Below are 16,494 nucleotides of genomic sequence, written 5' to 3'. Positions count from 1 at the left end.
TCAACTCGTTATTCGGCTCGGGCCCGCACGTGGATCGCTGCGAACGGCTCATTCTGCACCAGCTCGACCAAGGATTCCTTGACCAGTTCGAGAATCGCCATAAAGGTTACCACCACCCCCAGACGTCCTTCCTCAGCGGTGAACAGCTCGGCAAAGGGCACGAAACCGCCACCCTTGAGGCGCTCCAGCACATCACTCATCCGTTCGCGCGTGGACAGCGCCTCGCGGCTGACCTGGTGACTTTCGAACATGTCGCCACGGCGCAACACTTCTGCCATGGACAACAACAGCTCTGAAAGACGCACGTCTGGCAACAGCTTGCGTGCCCGGGCTTCCGGGGCGTCGAGTTTGGGGACTACCACGTCACGCCCCACACGGGTCAGGCCATCGATGCCTTCAGCAGCAGCCTTGAACCGCTCGTACTCTTGCAAGCGGCGGATCAGTTCGGCGCGAGGATCGTCCTCTTCGGCCTCGATCGTTTCGGCACGCGGCAGCAGCATCCGCGATTTGATCTCGGCCAGCATCGCGGCCATGACCAGGTACTCGGCCGCCAACTCCAGGCGCACCGACTGCATCAACTCGACATAGCCCATGTACTGACGGGTGATTTCCGCCACCGGGATGTCGAGAATGTTGATGTTCTGTTTGCGGATCAGGTACAGCAGCAGGTCGAGCGGGCCTTCGAAGGCTTCGAGAAAGACCTCAAGCGCATCCGGCGGAATGTACAGGTCCAGCGGCATTTCCATGACCGCCTGGCCATAGACCATCGCGAAGGGCAGCTCTTGCTGGGCTCCGGCCTGACTGTCGACAACGGGTTCTACTGCAGACATCTACGCCTCGGCCATGAACGGCGTCGGGTCGCCGCAACCCACGCGGATCACTTCCGGCTCGCCATCGGCGAGGTTGATCACGGTGGACGCCTTGATCCCGCCGAAACCGCCGTCGATGATCAGGTCGACCTGATGCTCGAGCAACTGACGCATTTCGTAAGGATCGGTCATCGGATCGGTGTCGCCGGGCATGATCAGGGTCACGCTCATCAGCGGTTCGCCGAGTTCTTCCAGCAGCGCCAGGGCAATCGGATGGCTCGGCACGCGCAGGCCGATGGTGCGTTTTTTCGGGTGCAACAACAGCCGCGGGACTTCGCGGGTGGCGTTGAGAATGAAGGTGTAAGGCCCCGGCAGGTGAGCTTTCAGCAGGCGGAAAGTGCCGGTATCGATTTTGGCAAACAGCCCCAATTGCGACAGGTCGCTGCAAATCAGCGCGAAGTTGTGCTTTTCGTCCAACTGTCTCAACCGGCGCACGCGTTCCACGGCATTCTTGTCGCCGATCTGGCAACCAATGGCGTAGGACGAGTCTGTGGGATAAATCACCACCCCGCCGCTGCGGATGATCTCTACAGCCTGTTTGATCAGGCGCGCTTGCGGGTTTTCCGGATGAATCTGGAAAAATTGACTCACATTCTCTACCTGTTCAGACGGCGGCAATAATTGGGTCATGTTTGAATCGACACCACAGTGGCGGCAGATCCTCCGGGAGCGGGCGGTACTCACCGATCTCGGACCAGCCTCCAGGGCCATGAAAATCACTGCCGGCGCTGACCAGCAGACCGAACTCACGGGCGAGAATCGCCAGGCTGCCCACTTGCTCGGCGGGCTGATGGCCATTGACCACTTCGATAGCGTGGCCCCCAGCTTGAATATAGTCGGCAATCAGGCGGCGACGTTTACTGCGAGTGAAATCGTAGTGCCACGGATGCGCCAGGCTGACCCAGGCTTTCGCGGCGCGCAGGGTTTCGACCGTGTCTTCCAGAGTCGGCCAATGTTGCTTGACGTCCCCCAACTTGCCGGCGCCCAGCCATTTGCGGAACGCTTCAGCGCGGTCCTTGACGTAACCTTCACGCACCATCCAGTCGGCGAAATGCGGGCGGGCCGGCGCATTGCCGCTGTCGCCCAGTTCCTGCTGGATGGCCCGGGCGCCTTCAAGCGCGCCCGGCATACCTTTAAGGGCCAGCTTGCGGCTGATTTCTTCGGACCGTAGCCAGCGGCCATCGTGCAATTTTGCGATGGCCTCGACCAACGGTGCGGCGTTGACGTCGAAACCATAGCCCAGCACGTGAATGGTCGCTCCGCCCCAGGTGCAGGACAATTCGACGCCATTGACCAGTTGCATCCCCAGCGCGGTCGCCGCACCGCGAGCCTCGTCGAGGCCCTCGAGGGTGTCATGATCGGTCAACGCCAGGACTCGCACGCCTTTCTCGAACGCACGCGCAACCAGTACTGCAGGCGCGAGAGCGCCATCGGAGGCCGTGCTATGGCAGTGCAAATCAACATTCACAGGACTTTTTTACCTCAAATCAGCTGGCGCTATCGCGCGCCCATATGTTTGTTATTATGCCGCCACATCCTGCTTCTGGCTGCCACTGTGAAACAATTCATCGATTTCATCCCGCTTCTGCTGTTCTTCATCGTCTTCAAACTCGATCCACGGGTCGTCGACATTGCCGGTCATGAGGTAACTGTAGGCGGTATTTACAGCGCCACCGCCATGCTGATCATCAGTTCCCTGGTGGTTTACGGCACGCTGTTCATCAAGCAGCGCAAGCTCGAGAAGAGCCAGTGGCTGACCCTCATCGCCTGCCTGGTCTTCGGCAGCCTGACCCTGGCGTTCCACAGCGAAACCTTCCTGAAATGGAAAGCCCCGGTGGTGAACTGGCTGTTCGCCCTGGCGTTCATTGGCAGCCACTTCATCGGTGAACAACTGCTGATCAAACGCATCATGGGCCACGCGCTGACCCTGCCGGAGCCGGTCTGGACCCGTCTGAACATCGCCTGGATCGGTTTTTTCCTGTTTTGCGGTGCCGCCAACCTGTTCGTCGCGTTCACCTTTCAGGACTACTGGGTTGACTTCAAAGTCTTCGGCAGCCTGGGCATGACGCTGCTGTTCCTGGTCGCCCAGGGCATTTACCTGTCCCGCCACCTGCACGACGCCGATACCACAACGCCAAAAACCGAGGACTGACATGCTTTACGCAATCATTGCCACAGACGTCGCCAACTCCCTGGAAGCCCGCCTGGCCGCACGGCCTGCACACCTTGAGCGCCTGCAAGTGCTCAAAGGTGAAGGTCGCATTGTTTTGGCCGGTCCACACCCGGCGGTCGACAGCAATGATCCGGGCGCTGCGGGTTTCACCGGCAGCCTGATCGTCGCTGAATTCGATTCCCTGAGCGCCGCCCAGGCCTGGGCCGACGCCGATCCGTATATCGCCGCAGGCGTCTACGCCAACGTTTCGGTCAAGCCGTTCAAGCAAGTCCTGCCGTAATATCCCTCCAGCGCGATGAACCTTATCGGTTCATCGCGCTCTCAACGCTCATTATTCTCGTTTACCGGCCGACAACCTGCCCAATACTCGTATTGGAATCAGGAGTGGCGATGCGCAAAGGTCCGTTGTGTCTGATGTTGGTGACGTTGTCGATTGTGGCCCCTGCCCACGGTGAAGAAAGCGCCGAGGGCGGTAATTCCACACCGCTGTCCCTGAGCGCCGGCAGCCAGATCACCGAGTTGCAACAGCGCTTGAAGGCAAGCGAACAGCAACGAGAAATACTGAGCAAACAACTGCAAAATACCGATGCCGAACGCGAAAGCGCTCAGCTGAGCCGGTTGCGCCAAGAGAATCAGCGCCTCAAGCTGCAGCTCAAGGAAGCCCAGGCCAGCAGCCCGCTGCCGCGTCTATTGACCGATCAGCAACAGTGGTTCGTCGTCGGCGCCGCAGTAGCGCTATTGGCGCTGCTCTGCGGTATCTTCGCCAGTGGTGCCACCAGAAAACGTAGGCAATGGCTAAATTGAGTGAGTCATGAGCGAGCTGTTATTAATTGATGATGACCAGGAGCTGTGTGAGCTCCTGAGCAGTTGGTTGAGCCAGGAAGGCTTCCAGGTCCGCGCCTGCCACGATGGTCAGAGCGCCCGTCGCGCACTGGCCGAAACGGCGCCGGCAGCCGTGGTACTGGACGTGATGCTGCCGGACGGCAGCGGCCTGGAACTGCTCAAGCAATTGCGCAGCGATCACCCGGACTTGCCGGTGCTGATGCTCTCTGCCCGCGGCGAGCCGCTGGACCGTATCCTTGGCCTGGAACTCGGCGCCGACGATTACCTGGCCAAACCGTGCGACCCACGGGAACTGACAGCCCGTCTGCGCGCCGTGTTGCGCCGCAGTCATCCGGCTGCAGTCTCCAGTCAGCTGGAACTGGGCGACCTGTGTTTCAGCCCGGTGCGCGGCGTGGTCAGCATCGATGAACAGGAATTCACCCTCACCGTCTCCGAAAGCCGCTTGCTCGAAGCCCTGCTCAAGCAACCCGGCGAGCCGCTGGACAAACAGGAACTGGCGCAAATCGCCCTCGGCCGCAAACTGACGCTGTACGACCGCAGCCTGGACATGCACGTCAGCAACCTGCGCAAAAAGATCGGCCCGCACCCCGACGGCCGCCCACGCATCGTGGCCCTGCGTAGCCGCGGCTATTACTACAGCCTATAAAGTCCACACGATCTGTTTTTGTAGCAGCTGTCGAGCCCCGGCGAGGCTGCGTTCGGCGAAAGTGTTGGATTTGTCAGGAAGGTCCAGATTCGTCTTTACCTAAGCTTTACGCTCCGCTGACTGCCGCTGACCTTGATCTCCGTAATCTGTACTCATCCGGAACGTACCGGGAACGAGACAAGGAGATTCACCATGCGCAAGACTCTTATCGCTCTGATGTTCGCTGCCGCCCTGCCAACCGTTGCCATGGCCATGCCTGAAGGTGCCGGCCCGATGGGTGGCCCGATGGACGGCTCACGCCATGGCGGTCAGATGCACGGCATGCACGGCAAAGGCCCGTACAGCCAGCTGGACCTGAGCCGCGAACAGCGCGAGCAGATCCGCAAAATCATGGGCGAGCAGATGCATGAGCGTCAGCAAGTGGTCGACAAGTACCTGGAAAAACTCTCGCCAGCCGACCAGAAAGCCATGAAAGATGAAATGGCGGCCAACCACAAGAAAGCTGAAGCCGACGTGCGCGCCCTGCTGAAACCGGATCAACAGAAGAAATTCGACGAGATCCAGAAAAAACAGGCTGAGCGTCGCGCCGAATGGGCCGAGTTCAAGGCCTGGAAAGCGCAACAGCCGCAAAAGGCGCAATAATGTTCTAGCGTCATATCACAGCCCAACGGTTAATCGCCGTTGGGCTTTCTTTGCTTGAGGATTTTCTGTGCGCTCATTGTTCTGGCGTATTCTGGCCAGCTTCTGGTTGGCCATCGCTCTGGTTGCAGGGCTTTCCATTCTGCTGGGGCACATGCTCAACCAGGACGCGTGGATTCTCAGTCGCCATCCCGGCCTCAATACTTTGCCCGAGCAGTGGACGCAAACCTACGAGTTACAGGGTGAAGACGCGGCCCAGGACATTCTGGAACAGCGCAAGCGCCAGTATCACATCGACGTTCAAGTGCTCAACGAGAGCGGTGACCCTGTGGTGCGCGGTACTTTCCCACGCAGGGCGGCGGCCTTCGAAGCGCGACAGAACAACGATGATCGCCGCCTGCCGTGGCGCCGATTGACTGCGGAATACACCAGCGAAAAAACCGGTGACACCTACCTGCTGATCTACCGAATTCCGCACCCGGAACTGGACGCCTGGCACCGCGAAAGCCTGCTCTGGCCGTTGAGTGCGCTGGGTATCGCGCTGGTGGTGCTGACCTTGTTCAGCCTGTTCGTGACGATGTCCATTACTCGCCCACTCAGCCGCTTACGCGGTGCCGTGCATGATCTGGGGCAAACCACCTACCAACAAAACAGCCTGGTAAAACTGGCCAACCGGCGCGATGAGTTCGGCGTGCTGGCCAACGACTTCAACCGCATGGGCGCGCGCCTGCAAAGTTTGATTGGCAGTCAGCGACAGTTGCTGCGGGATGTGTCCCATGAACTGCGTTCACCGCTTGCCCGGCTGCGCATCGCGCTGGCACTGGCTGAGCGGGCCAACCCTGAGGAACGGGAAAAACTCTGGCCGCGCCTCACTCGGGAGTGCGACCGACTGGAAGCACTGATCAGCGAAATCCTGGTTCTGGCGCGGGTCGATGCCGACAACGCCAGCGCTGAAGAGGTTGATCTCAATGCGCTGCTCAACACGCTGCAAAAGGATGCTCAATTGGGTTCGCCGGATCAGAACGTGCACCTTGAGGCCGAGCCGCAGCTGAACCTTAAAGGCTGGCCGACCATGATCGAGCGCGCCGTCGACAACCTGCTGCGCAATGCTCAGCGGTTCAACCCGGTAGGGCAAGCGATTGAAATGCAGGCGGTGCGTCAGGGTGAGCGGATTGTGGTCAGTGTGCGTGACCATGGACCGGGCGTAGAGGCTGCGCATTTGAGCCAGCTGGGTGAGCCGTTTTACCGGGCGCCGGGGCAGACGGCGGCTGGACATGGTTTGGGATTGGCGATTGCGCGCCGTGCGGCGGAGCGGCATGGCGGGAGTCTGGTGCTGGCCAATCACCCGGAGGGCGGGTTTATTGCCAGCCTCGAATTGCCATTGGTGCCGGGGGCGGTGGTACAGCTCTGAAATTCACCCCTCACCCCAGCCCTCTCCCCACAGGAGAGAGGGGGAAAGGGAGCAGATCGGGGGCGTTTCATATCCTGAGTTCAACCTGATTTTTCAGGTCGATGCAGCTCCAAGAACACCTCGATCAGTCCCCTCGCCCCTCTGGGGCGGTCCGACGTTTCGGGAGGGTGAGGGTGAGGGTGAGGGGTGGATCTCAATGATTCACCCCTCAATCAAGAACAACACGATTCAGGCCTGACCCGGCCAGGCGCTGACAAACTCAGCCAGATCAACCTTCTCCGCCACCCGCGGTTCCTTCTGCGGCGTACCCAGGTAAAGAAACGCAATCACCTCTTCCCCTTCAGCCAGGCCCAACCCCTTGGCCACATGCGCCGAATACGCCAGTTCACCCGTGCGCCACACCGCGCCAATCCCCTGCGCATAAGCCGCCAACAAAATCCCGTGAGCTGCACAGCCCGCTGCCAGCAGTTGTTCGGACTTCGGATACTTAACGTGATCCTGCAACCGCGCGATCACCACAACCACCAGCGGCGCGCGCAGCGGACCGTTACGCGCCTTGTCCAGCGCCGCCTCGGACACTTCACTGTCCTGCAGCTTCGCCGCTTCGGCCAGCAACTCGCCCATTTGCTCGCGTGCCGCGCCTTCAACTGTCAGAAAGCGCCAAGGCTGCAAGTGACCGTGGTCTGGCGCTCGCATCGCGGCGCCAAACAACACTTCGCGTTGTTCTGCGGTCGGTGCGGGTTCTATCAATCGTGGAACGGAAACACGGTTGAGCAAAGCGTCGAGAGCCTGCATCGGCCACCTCCTGAAAAAAATGTGAAGCTATTCTAGGGCCTGCCATCAATTATTGCCTGCGCCGCGTTGTTGCCTGGAAGCGGGCCAGGCAAGACGCAGTCCGCCGGGAATGGTCGTTCCCTTGCCAAGGACTGCAACGCAGCCTGGCCCGCTTCCAGGCACAACCCGAAGGGCCGGGCCTGCTGTTGTGCAGGGCTGCGTTGCTCGGAGCTTATTTGGAATGACCAAACTACGCTCCTCGCGCCTTGCCCTGCACAACAGCAGACCCGGCGCGGCACAGGCAATAATTGATGGCAGGCCCGGCAACCACCTCGGGAGTGCCGGTTTACATAGCAGGCCCCACAGGTAGAATGGCGCCCTTCCCTATTTCAGCCCGAGCGGACTTCATGGCGTTGCCGACCTTACGGACTATTGGTTTCATCATCGGCATCTTCCTGATCACACTGGCCATCTCCATGGTCGTGCCCATGGCCACGCTGGTGATTTTCGACCGCACCAGCGACCTGCCGTCGTTCCTCTGGGCGAGCATGATTACCTTTGTCGCCGGCCTCGCGCTGGTTATCCCCGGTCGCCCGGAACATGTACACCTGCGTCCGCGAGACATGTACCTGCTGACCGTCAGCAGCTGGCTGGTGGTGTGCATCTTCGCCGCGCTGCCGTTCCTGCTGACCCAGCACATCAGCTACACCGATTCGTTCTTCGAAAGCATGTCCGGCATCACCGCCACCGGTGCGACGGTGCTCACGGGCCTGGATAACATGTCTCCCGGCATCCTGATGTGGCGCTCATTGCTGCACTGGATCGGTGGCATCGGCTTTATCGGCATGGCGGTAGCGATTCTGCCACTGCTGCGCATCGGTGGCATGCGGCTGTTTCAGACCGAGTCGTCGGACCGTTCCGAAAAAGTCATGCCCCGTTCGCACATGGTGGCGCGTTTGATCGTTGCGGCCTACGTCGGCATCACCATTTTCGGCAGCCTGGCGTTCTGGTGGGCCGGGATGAGCCCGTTCGATGCGATCAACCACGCGATGTCAGCGATTTCCACCGGCGGTTTCTCAACGTCCGACCAGTCTCTGGCCAAGTGGCCGGAGCCTGCTGTGCATTGGGTCGCGGTCGTTATCATGATTCTTGGTGCCCTGCCGTTCACCCTGTATGTAGCGACCTTGCGCGGTAACCGCAAAGCACTGATCAAGGATGAACAGGTTCAGGGGCTGCTCGGCATGTTGCTGGTGACCTGGCTGGTGCTCGGCACCTGGTATTGGTGGACCACCCAGCTGCATTGGCTGGAAGCCCTGCGGCATGTGGCGCTGAACGTGACCTCGGTGGTCACGACCACAGGATTTGCGCTGGGGGACTACAGCCTCTGGGGCAATTTCTCGCTGATGCTGTTCTTTTATCTGGGCTTTATCGGCGGCTGTTCGGGCTCGACCGCTGGCGGGATCAAGATTTTCCGCTTCCAGGTCGCGTACATCCTGCTCAAGGCCAACCTTAACCAGTTGATTCACCCGCGCGCGGTGATCAAGCAGAAGTACAACGGTCACCGTCTCGACGAAGAAATCGTGCGTTCGATTCTGACCTTTTCGTTCTTCTTCGCCATCACCATCTGCGTCATCGCGCTGCTGTTGTCGCTGCTCGGTGTGGACTGGATGACCGCCCTCACCGGCGCGGCCGCCACGGTGTCCGGCGTCGGTCCGGGGCTGGGCGAGACGATTGGCCCGGCGGGCAACTTTGCCACTCTGCCGGACGCCGCCAAGTGGATTCTCTCGTTCGGCATGCTGCTGGGCCGACTCGAGATCATTACGGTGTTTGTTCTATGTATTCCGGCATTCTGGCGTCACTGACAGGCGCAAGCGTGCCCATCAGCCGCGCCCGGTACTCGCCGGGGGTGGCGTCGAACCAGCGGCGGAAAGCGCGGAAGAAGTTGCTCGGATCGGCGAACCCCAGCAGGTAGGCAATTTCCAGCAGGGTCATGGTCGGCTGCGCCAGGTACTGCTCTGCCAGTTCACGTCGGGTGTCGTCCAATAACGTCTGAAAACTCGTACCCTCTTCCTGCAAGCGTCGCTGCAAGGTGCGTTGCGACAAGTGCAACGTCTGCGCCACGGTATCGCGCTTGGGCTCGCCCTGGGGCAGCAAACGGCACAGCACCTGCCGCGCCTTGTGGGTCACGCGACTCTCGGAAAACCGCGCCAGGTATTCACCGGCAAACCGGTCATGCAATAGCGCCATCGCCTCATTCGCGGTCGGCAGCGGTGCCTCCATGTCCGCGCGTTCGAAGATCAAGGCGTCATACGGCGCGTTGAACACCAAAGGCGCATGGAAGGCTTGTTTATAGGGTTCGAGATCGACCGGCTGATCGCCCTGCACCAGCACCTTGCGCGGTTGCAGGGTGCGCCCGGTCAACCAGCCACACAGCGCCAGGGCACAAGCCAGTGACGCTTCGGCGCTCTGCCGGGTCGGTGGCAGGTGGTCGCCGTGGACCGTCAGAATCAGCGCGTAGCCTTCTTCCAACAATCGGAAACTCAGGTCGGCACTTTCCGCAATGATCCGCTGATAGCGCACCAGCCGTTGAAAGCCTTCGGCCAGGGTCTGGCTGGACATCAACGCGTAGCCCGCCACATGGAAGGAAGCCGGTCGCACCACCTTGCCCATGTTCAAGCCGATCGCCGGATTGCCGGACAGCTCAACCGCGCGCTGCCACAGACGTGTCATGGAATCTTGCGGGAAGCGCGCGTCCGGATCATCCAGTGCCGCGTAGTCGAGCCCCAGCTGCTTGAACAGAACCCGGCAATCCAGGCCGTCCATCTCCAGTGCTTTGACAATCCCCATCGCCCAGCTTGCAGAAGTCGTTCGTTCGCTCATGTCGTCCACTTACATGATGAGCCGCATGCTACGGCTAATTTCCGAAGGATACTAAAGTGGCGCCCATTGTCACTGGCTGATACCAATGATCACTCTAGACTCAAATAAGCTACCCGCAGAACATCTTGCAGTCAGAACAATAACCACAGAGATCGCAGTCGTGGAAAACATCAAACGTTTCAACAGCTTCGCTGAGTTCTACCCGTATTACCTCAGCGAACACAGCAACAGCACCTGCCGACGACTGCACTTTATCGGCACGACGCTGGTTATTTTCATCCTGGCCCTGACCATCGGCAAAGGCGCCTGGCTGCTGTTATGGGCCCTTCCTCTGGCGGGTTACAGCTTCGCCTGGGCCGGGCATTTCTTCTTCGAGAAGAACCGTCCCGCGACCTTTCAACATCCGTTTTACAGCCTGCTCGGCGATTTCGTGATGTACCGAGACATGATTCTGGGTCGCGTGCCGTTCTAGGCCCGATGGGCCACAAAAGCGTCCTGCGCGGCCAGTGCGGCATTGGATCCAGGTTCTACACTCAAAAAATCCCTTTCGATAAGAACAAGAGGATAGCCGATGAATGCCAGCGCCCGTTTCACCCACATGCAGGACGGCACGCAGGAAGACTGGGCGATCATCGCCGCAGATTTCAGTGCCTATGCGAGGCAACTGCCGACACGGATTGTGGCGCACCTGAAATTACTGGAGGGTGATTTTGGCGGCTTCCCGGTGGATCGCCTGACCCATTCCCTGCAAACCGCCAGTCGTGCCTGGCGCGATGGCCGCGATGAAGAATTTGTGGTCTGCGCGCTGCTTCACGACATCGGCGACACCTTGGGTTCCTACAACCATCCGGACATCGCTGCGGCAATCCTCAAGCCGTTCGTCAGCGCCGAGAACCTGTGGATGGTCGAGAAGCACGGGATTTTCCAGGGGTATTACTTCTTCCATCATCTAGGGATGGACCGGCATCTGCGCGAGCAATTCAGCGGGCATCCGCAGTATCAGGCGACCATTGAGTTTTGCGCCAAATACGATGCGGCGGCGTTTGATCCGGCGTATGACACCCTGCCGCTGAGCTTCTTTGAACCGATGATGGAGCGATTGTTTGCTCAGCCCAAGCATTCAATTTACAAGGCGGCGATGGAAGAACATTCGCCAGCCTGAAAACTGCAGGGAACTGCTGCTCGCGAAGAGACCCGCCCCAGCACCTTGTTCTTAAGCCGGTTCTGCGATTTTGACGGCCTTCAACTCGGCCTCCCGCGCCTGGGCATCCGCCAATCGATACAACTCGATCGAGCCATCCCAATGCTCGATCAGCGCGGTGCACGACTCCACCCAATCCCCGCAATTGAGGTAATCCACCCCGCCGACCTTGCGTATCTCGGCATGGTGAATGTGCCCGCACACCACGCCGTGCAACTCGCGTTTGACGCATTCGTGAGCGATGGCTTCTTCGAAATCGCTGATGAAGCTGACCGCGGTTTTGACCTTGTGCTTGAGGTACGCCGACAGCGACCAGTAACCGTAGCCATAGCGTGCGCGCCAATGGTTGAGCCAACGGTTGAGGGTCAGGGTGAATTCGTAGGCCGAGTCGCCGAGAAAGGCCAGCCAGCGGTGATACCGGGTGATCACATCAAACTGATCGCCGTGGATCACCAACAGATGCCGGCCATCGGCGGTCACGTGCACCGCCTCGTCCACTAATTGGATATTGCCCAGAATCAGCTTCGAGTAGCGGCGCAGGAATTCGTCGTGGTTGCCGGTGACGTAGATCACCTCGGTACCGCGCTTGCTCATGGTCAGCAAGCGGCGGATCACGTTCGTGTGCGCCTGAGGCCAGTACATGCCACTGCGCAGCTTCCAGCCATCGATGATGTCGCCGACCAGGTAGACCTTGTCCGCGTGATAACCCTTGAGAAACTGCGACAGGTGTTCGGCCTGGCAATCCCGGGTGCCCAGATGCACGTCGGAAATCCACAAGGTCCGCACACGTTGCTTACGACTGGGTTTGGCGAGCTCGGCGCTGGTCATGGGCAACCCTCTGGATAAGTTTTTGCAAGCTTGCGCCGGTCGGGTTAATTGCCCATGACAGTGGCGAGTCAGTCCTGTGACAGCGCCCCACGATTGCCCACGGTGTAAACTGGCAACCTTGCCCGGGAGACCTGCGATGAGACCGATCCTCACGCTACGCCAATACACGCATGACCTGATCGTCCATAGCCACGACCACGCGCAGCTGGTGTTCGGGCTGTCGGGTGCGCTGGATTTCGAGGTCGACGGGCATGGCAGTCAGGTGGTCCAGCAGAGTTTCGTGGTGGTGCCGTCCGGTTTCCATCACGCCTGCGGTAGCGCCAATGGCAGCCGTTGCCTGGTGCTGGATGTGCCCAGCGACCAATGGGTTGCTCAGTCCCTGGGTGATCACGCCGAGGCCAGCCGTCGTTTGCTCGACAACGCCGGTCGCCTGCCGCTGGATGCCGGTCAAAGCCAATTGGTCAGTTGGTTGGCGGGCAGTCAGGTCAGCGATCCATTGATCGCGCAACAAGGCGCGGTGTTGCTGCTGGCCAGCCTCAACAACGCCAAACCCGAGATCGTCGGCGGTCGGCGCCTGCCTTATGCGGCGCTGAATGCGCACATCGATCAGTACGCAGCCTATCCACTTCAAGTCGCCGATCTGGCGCGCGTCGCTGGTCTGTCCAGCGCTCGGCTGCATGCACGGTTCGTTGCTGAATGCGGGCAGACGCCGATGGATTACATCCGCAGTCGACGGCTCCATATCGCTGTGGGACTGCTGCGGGATTCGCCATTGCCCATTGGCGAGGTAGCCAGTCGAGTGGGTTACAGTTCGCAGAGTGCATTTGCTGCAGCGGTGTTGCGGGAGTTTGGCGCATCGCCTGGCAAGTTGCGCCGAGAGGGTGGCGACAAAGAACGATAGTCTGGCGACAGACGTAGCTGGCGTTAGCACGATTAAATGTAGCAGCTGGCGAAGCCTGCGTCCGGCTGCGAAGCAGCCGTAAAACTGTATGCACGGTGCATCAGAAAGACCGCGGTGCCTGATATTACGACTGCTTCGCAGCCGGACGCAGGCTTCGCCAGCTGCTACAGGGGACGGCGTTGTCTCCGGCTTGGTTTTATACGTTTCTCAAGGATTGCAATGACTCCCCGTACCGCCCTTGGCGCCCTGCATATCGGCGCACTGATGTTCGGCCTGACCGGTGTGTTCGGCAAACTCGCTGCGGCTTCCCCCGCCATTATCGTTTTTGGTCGTGCCGCGTTCGCTGTGCTGGCGTTGGCCGTGTTTGCGCGGTTCGCCAGCACTACTCGCTGGCAGAAACTCGAGGCTGTGGACTGGCGCCGACTGTTGCTCAGCGGCTTGTTGCTGGCCGGACACTGGGTGAGTTTTTTCATTGCAGTGAAGGTCGCGGGCGTGGCAATCGCGACCCTGGGTTTCGCCAGCTTCCCGGCGTTTACCGTGATCCTTGAAGGGTTGATCTTCCGCGAGCGGATTCGCGCCAACGAAATCCTGCTGGTGGTGCTGGTCAGTGTCGGGCTGGTGCTGGTCACCCCTGACTTCGATCTGGCCAGCGGCGCCACCACTGGCCTGCTGTGGGCGGTGGGCTCAGGTTTGCTGTTCTCTCTGCTATCGCTGACCAACCGTGCCAGCTCCGGGCGAATCCCGGCGGTGCAGGCTGCGCTGTGTCAGAACGTGGTGGTCGCGTTGTGCCTGTTGCCGATTGCGGCACCGCAGTTGAGTGAAGTGCGCGCCATCGACTGGTTGTGGATCGGTCTGCTCGGGGTGTTCTGCACCGGCGTCGCTCACAGTCTGTTTGTCGCCAGCCTGGCAGTGATCAAGGCGCGGACCGCGGCCGTGGTGTTCGCCCTTGAGCCGGTTTACGGCATCACCATGGCCTGGCTGCTGTTTGATGAAAACCCGACGCTGCGCATGCTGCTCGGTGGCGCGTTGATCATCGTGGCGATCGTGGTCTCCAGCCGACTCTCGGGCGGCTCAAGCAAGAAGACCGTTGCGGCAGAAGCCGCCTCTCACTGAGTGCGGTCGTTGTGCCCCAGGTCGCGGTCCGGATCAATTTGATCGCGGACCCGCTGCTTCAGCACCTTGGCCTCCGGGAAACCGCCATCAGCCTTGCGCTCCCAGATCTGAACGTCGTCACAGAAAATGTGAAACACCCCACCGGTGCCGGGCACCAACGACACTTTGCCCAGGTCGTCGCCGAAGGTGCTGAGCAGTTCCTGGGCCAGCCAGGCAGCACGCAACAGCCACTGGCATTGCGTGCAATACGTGATGATGATTTCCGGTTTGCGTGCAGTCATGATCGGCGAAACTCCTGAGCCAGAGGGCGCCGCTATGATAGCCCGGCGAGCAGGTTCCGGGCGGTCTGCTTCAGCGGCTCGTTACCTTCCTTGAGCAACTCGTTGAGCAGTTCGATGGCGCTGTCCACATCGCCATCATCAATGCAGGTCTGGGCTTGCTCCAGTTTGTCGGCGCTGCTCGGCTCGGCCGGTTCCAGGTTCAGCGGTTCCAGTTCCAGCGACTGGCCGGGATCGCTGAACTCGTTGAGAAAGGTGTCATCCAGAGACGGCGAATCAGGCTCGGCGACCCATTCAAGTTCGGGCTCGTCCAGCGTCGGGTCGTCGGGTATTTCAAACACCTCAGGCAAGACGTGCAGGTTCGAGACAAACGGCGGCTCGACCGGCGCGGATTCGCTCGATGTCTTCGCGGCGGACGGCGAGTCCTCAAAAGGGCTGATCAAATCCCAACTCGAATCCATCGACAGGTCATCCAGGTTCAACTGGAATTCATCCTTGGGCGCTGTTTCGGGTATCGCAGCCTTGGGGGGAGTGATTGGCGCTGCGACGGTCAACGCTACCGCACTGCTCAATTTCGGGTGTCGGGCGCGAATATTCTTAAGTTCTTGCAGGTCGTATCCGGCGTCACGCAGGTTGTTTTCCTGTGTTTCATAGGCGGCTACGTCACCCTGTTTACCCAAGACTTCCAACAGCTGAACGGCCAGATCCGTACGCTGTGGCTCTTTGATCAGCGCCTCTCGCAACAAACCGGCCGCTTCGGAAAAACGGCCATAGGCCAGATAGATTCCAACCCCTTCGAGCACATCGCCGGCGGGCGTCTCACCACCCGGTTCAGTTGCCGGTTGCAACGCTAACGATCGGGCAACCGGTTCTGCCGTGCGATTGAGCACCGGTTCATGCCGTGACGGCAAAACAGGTAAAGCGTCGGGCAATGCCTGAACCCGTTGTCGTTGACGCCGAACGAACAACCCCAGCAACACCAGAGCCACCACCGCCAGCAACCCCAGAATAAGCCCCCAGTGGGTGGCCTCAGGATCTTCAACAACAACCGGCGCGGGAGCCTCAACGGAGGGTGCAACCGGCTCCACCGCAGAGGTCTTGATTTCCGCCAATTGGGTTTGTAGTTCAGTCACCTGCTTTTTCTGACCGGCGACCTGCTCCTCCTGGGCCTGGAGCTTCGCAGTCAAATCATTGATGGTTGCTTGCAGCTGCTGGTTTTGCAGCACGCTGGCGGCCAGTTGCTCGGCGACGGGGTCACTCTCAGGCGCGGCGGCAGGTTGATCAACGCGAGGAACAGGGGGCTTTTTGCCCTTCGCCGCAGGTGGCTTTGCAACGGCCGGCTCAACCGTCGGGAACCCGGAGGACTGAACGTCGGTCAACGGTTCGTCAGTGACGGGAACGATCCCCGGCGAACCCGGCGGATCGATCAGCACCGTGTACTCGCGCAGAACGCGCCCGTTGGGCTGATTGAGCTGCACCAGGAAATTCAGGAAAGGTTCATTGACCGGTTTGCTGGAGCTCACCCGGATCAGGCTGCGGTTGCCGCGCAGGATCGGGGTGAATTTCAGATTATTGAGAAAGAACACCCGATCGACTCCAGCGCGGCTGAACTCGTCCGCTGTCGCCAGGCTGACCGAGAGCTCACCCTCCTCCAGACCTGCGGCATCTTCCAGTGCGATATCGGCGCGCAACGGCTGATTCAGCGCCGAATGCAGGGTGATATCACCCAGGCCCAACGCGGGCGCCAATGCCGAGTAAGTGACGGCACCACCGACCAGAAGCAGCCTGGCGCAACACCGTAAAGCCATGTGCCAACTCTCGAGCATGAGCATCCCTTAGATAACCAGAACCATCTTGTACGCGTTCGCACCTCCGGTACGAACACGATATTGCTAAGTAGTTCTTTATAGTCTGCCCAACGGGGTCTCTCAAAAATCC

General features: G+C 60.1%; 19 protein-coding genes. 11 read left to right on the top strand and 8 right to left on the bottom strand.

Annotation, left to right across the window (positions count from 1 at the left end; genetic code table 11):
* Nucleotides 1-8 precede the first annotated feature (8 nt).
* Genes ABH912_RS28805 through ABH912_RS28795 form a run of 3 tightly spaced genes read right to left on the bottom strand, consistent with a single transcriptional unit; the run spans nucleotide 9 to nucleotide 2,337 of the window.
* The gene (locus ABH912_RS28805) at nucleotides 9-830 is read right to left on the bottom strand and encodes a segregation and condensation protein A (protein ID WP_033055934.1); all 822 of its coding nucleotides are present in this window, start codon (nucleotides 828-830) and stop codon (nucleotides 9-11) included.
* The gene (locus ABH912_RS28800; protein ID WP_033056081.1) at nucleotides 831-1,460 is read right to left on the bottom strand and encodes an L-threonylcarbamoyladenylate synthase; all 630 of its coding nucleotides are present in this window, start codon (nucleotides 1,458-1,460) and stop codon (nucleotides 831-833) included.
* A gap of 13 nt (nucleotides 1,461-1,473) precedes the next feature.
* Nucleotides 1,474-2,337 carry a PHP domain-containing protein gene (locus tag ABH912_RS28795; RefSeq protein ID WP_033055933.1) on the bottom strand — a complete coding sequence of 288 codons (864 nt, stop codon included), beginning with the start codon at nucleotides 2,335-2,337 and terminating at the stop codon, nucleotides 1,474-1,476.
* Nucleotides 2,338-2,424: 87 nt separating this feature from the next.
* On the opposite strand from ABH912_RS28795, the gene ABH912_RS28790 reads away from it, so the two are divergent.
* From ABH912_RS28790 to ABH912_RS28765, 6 genes are all read left to right on the top strand, one after another.
* Entirely contained in the window at nucleotides 2,425-3,021 is a 597-nt protein-coding gene (locus ABH912_RS28790; RefSeq protein WP_033055932.1) for a septation protein A, read from the top strand.
* A 1-nt stretch (nucleotide 3,022) separates the two neighbouring features.
* Nucleotides 3,023-3,322: a YciI family protein gene (locus tag ABH912_RS28785; protein WP_008156126.1), complete on the top strand. Its 300-nt coding sequence runs from the start codon at nucleotides 3,023-3,025 to the stop codon at nucleotides 3,320-3,322.
* Between the two features lie 110 nt (nucleotides 3,323-3,432).
* Entirely contained in the window at nucleotides 3,433-3,846 is a 414-nt protein-coding gene (locus ABH912_RS28780) for a translation initiation factor 2 (RefSeq protein WP_429512302.1), read from the top strand.
* 7 nt (nucleotides 3,847-3,853) lie between these two features.
* The gene (locus tag ABH912_RS28775; RefSeq protein WP_007975295.1) at nucleotides 3,854-4,531 is read left to right on the top strand and encodes a response regulator transcription factor; all 678 of its coding nucleotides are present in this window, start codon (nucleotides 3,854-3,856) and stop codon (nucleotides 4,529-4,531) included.
* Nucleotides 4,532-4,723: 192 nt separating this feature from the next.
* Nucleotides 4,724-5,173: an LTXXQ domain protein gene (locus ABH912_RS28770; RefSeq protein ID WP_033055928.1), complete on the top strand. Its 450-nt coding sequence runs from the start codon at nucleotides 4,724-4,726 to the stop codon at nucleotides 5,171-5,173.
* A gap of 67 nt (nucleotides 5,174-5,240) precedes the next feature.
* Nucleotides 5,241-6,581 carry a sensor histidine kinase gene (locus ABH912_RS28765; protein ID WP_429512300.1) on the top strand — a complete coding sequence of 447 codons (1,341 nt, stop codon included), beginning with the start codon at nucleotides 5,241-5,243 and terminating at the stop codon, nucleotides 6,579-6,581.
* Nucleotides 6,582-6,809: 228 nt separating this feature from the next.
* On the opposite strand, the gene ABH912_RS28760 is transcribed toward ABH912_RS28765, so the two are convergent.
* On the bottom strand, nucleotides 6,810-7,376 hold the full coding sequence (locus tag ABH912_RS28760) for an NAD(P)H nitroreductase (protein ID WP_033055926.1): 567 nt from the start codon (nucleotides 7,374-7,376) through the stop codon (nucleotides 6,810-6,812).
* A gap of 386 nt (nucleotides 7,377-7,762) precedes the next feature.
* Between ABH912_RS28760 and ABH912_RS28755 the strand changes: the two genes are divergently transcribed.
* Nucleotides 7,763-9,217, top strand: a complete 1,455-nt coding sequence (locus tag ABH912_RS28755; protein ID WP_429512299.1) for a TrkH family potassium uptake protein — start codon at nucleotides 7,763-7,765, stop codon at nucleotides 9,215-9,217.
* Here ABH912_RS28755 and ABH912_RS28750 read toward each other — a convergent pair.
* Nucleotides 9,174-10,235: an AraC family transcriptional regulator gene (locus ABH912_RS28750; protein WP_429512297.1), complete on the bottom strand. Its 1,062-nt coding sequence runs from the start codon at nucleotides 10,233-10,235 to the stop codon at nucleotides 9,174-9,176. The two genes, ABH912_RS28755 and ABH912_RS28750, sit on opposite strands and share 44 nt — an antisense overlap.
* Before the next feature lie 160 nt (nucleotides 10,236-10,395).
* On the opposite strand from ABH912_RS28750, the gene ABH912_RS28745 reads away from it, so the two are divergent.
* Together ABH912_RS28745 and ABH912_RS28740 are read left to right on the top strand one after the other, a co-directional pair.
* The gene (locus ABH912_RS28745; protein WP_008156143.1) at nucleotides 10,396-10,707 is read left to right on the top strand and encodes an Mpo1-like protein; all 312 of its coding nucleotides are present in this window, start codon (nucleotides 10,396-10,398) and stop codon (nucleotides 10,705-10,707) included.
* A gap of 99 nt (nucleotides 10,708-10,806) precedes the next feature.
* Complete coding sequence (locus ABH912_RS28740; protein ID WP_429512295.1) at nucleotides 10,807-11,397, top strand: HD domain-containing protein; 591 nt, start codon at nucleotides 10,807-10,809, stop codon at nucleotides 11,395-11,397.
* Between the two features lie 51 nt (nucleotides 11,398-11,448).
* Here the strand turns inward: ABH912_RS28740 and ABH912_RS28735 are convergent, their stop codons facing one another.
* Nucleotides 11,449-12,264 carry a UDP-2,3-diacylglucosamine diphosphatase gene (locus ABH912_RS28735; RefSeq protein ID WP_033055919.1) on the bottom strand — a complete coding sequence of 272 codons (816 nt, stop codon included), beginning with the start codon at nucleotides 12,262-12,264 and terminating at the stop codon, nucleotides 11,449-11,451.
* A gap of 136 nt (nucleotides 12,265-12,400) precedes the next feature.
* Between ABH912_RS28735 and ABH912_RS28730 the strand changes: the two genes are divergently transcribed.
* Nucleotides 12,401-13,165, top strand: a complete 765-nt coding sequence (locus ABH912_RS28730) for an AraC family transcriptional regulator (protein ID WP_429512294.1) — start codon at nucleotides 12,401-12,403, stop codon at nucleotides 13,163-13,165.
* Nucleotides 13,166-13,384: 219 nt separating this feature from the next.
* Nucleotides 13,385-14,278 (top strand): DMT family transporter, encoded by an 894-nt coding sequence (locus ABH912_RS28725; RefSeq protein WP_033055916.1) that lies wholly within the window; start codon nucleotides 13,385-13,387, stop codon nucleotides 14,276-14,278.
* Here the strand turns inward: ABH912_RS28725 and ABH912_RS28720 are convergent.
* Complete coding sequence (locus tag ABH912_RS28720; RefSeq protein ID WP_033055915.1) at nucleotides 14,272-14,559, bottom strand: SelT/SelW/SelH family protein; 288 nt, start codon at nucleotides 14,557-14,559, stop codon at nucleotides 14,272-14,274. The genes ABH912_RS28725 and ABH912_RS28720 overlap by 7 nt on opposite strands.
* Nucleotides 14,560-14,591: 32 nt before the next feature.
* Nucleotides 14,592-16,382, bottom strand: coding sequence for a FimV/HubP family polar landmark protein (locus tag ABH912_RS28715; RefSeq protein WP_429512291.1), 1,791 nt, complete (start codon nucleotides 16,380-16,382; stop codon nucleotides 14,592-14,594).
* Nucleotides 16,383-16,494 lie beyond the last annotated feature (112 nt).

Source organism: Pseudomonas sp. BT76 TE3572 (genome assembly GCF_050435365.1).
Taxonomy (GTDB): domain Bacteria; phylum Pseudomonadota; class Gammaproteobacteria; order Pseudomonadales; family Pseudomonadaceae; genus Aquipseudomonas; species Aquipseudomonas fluorescens_W.
This window is presented reverse-complemented; position numbering and strand designations above follow the sequence as displayed.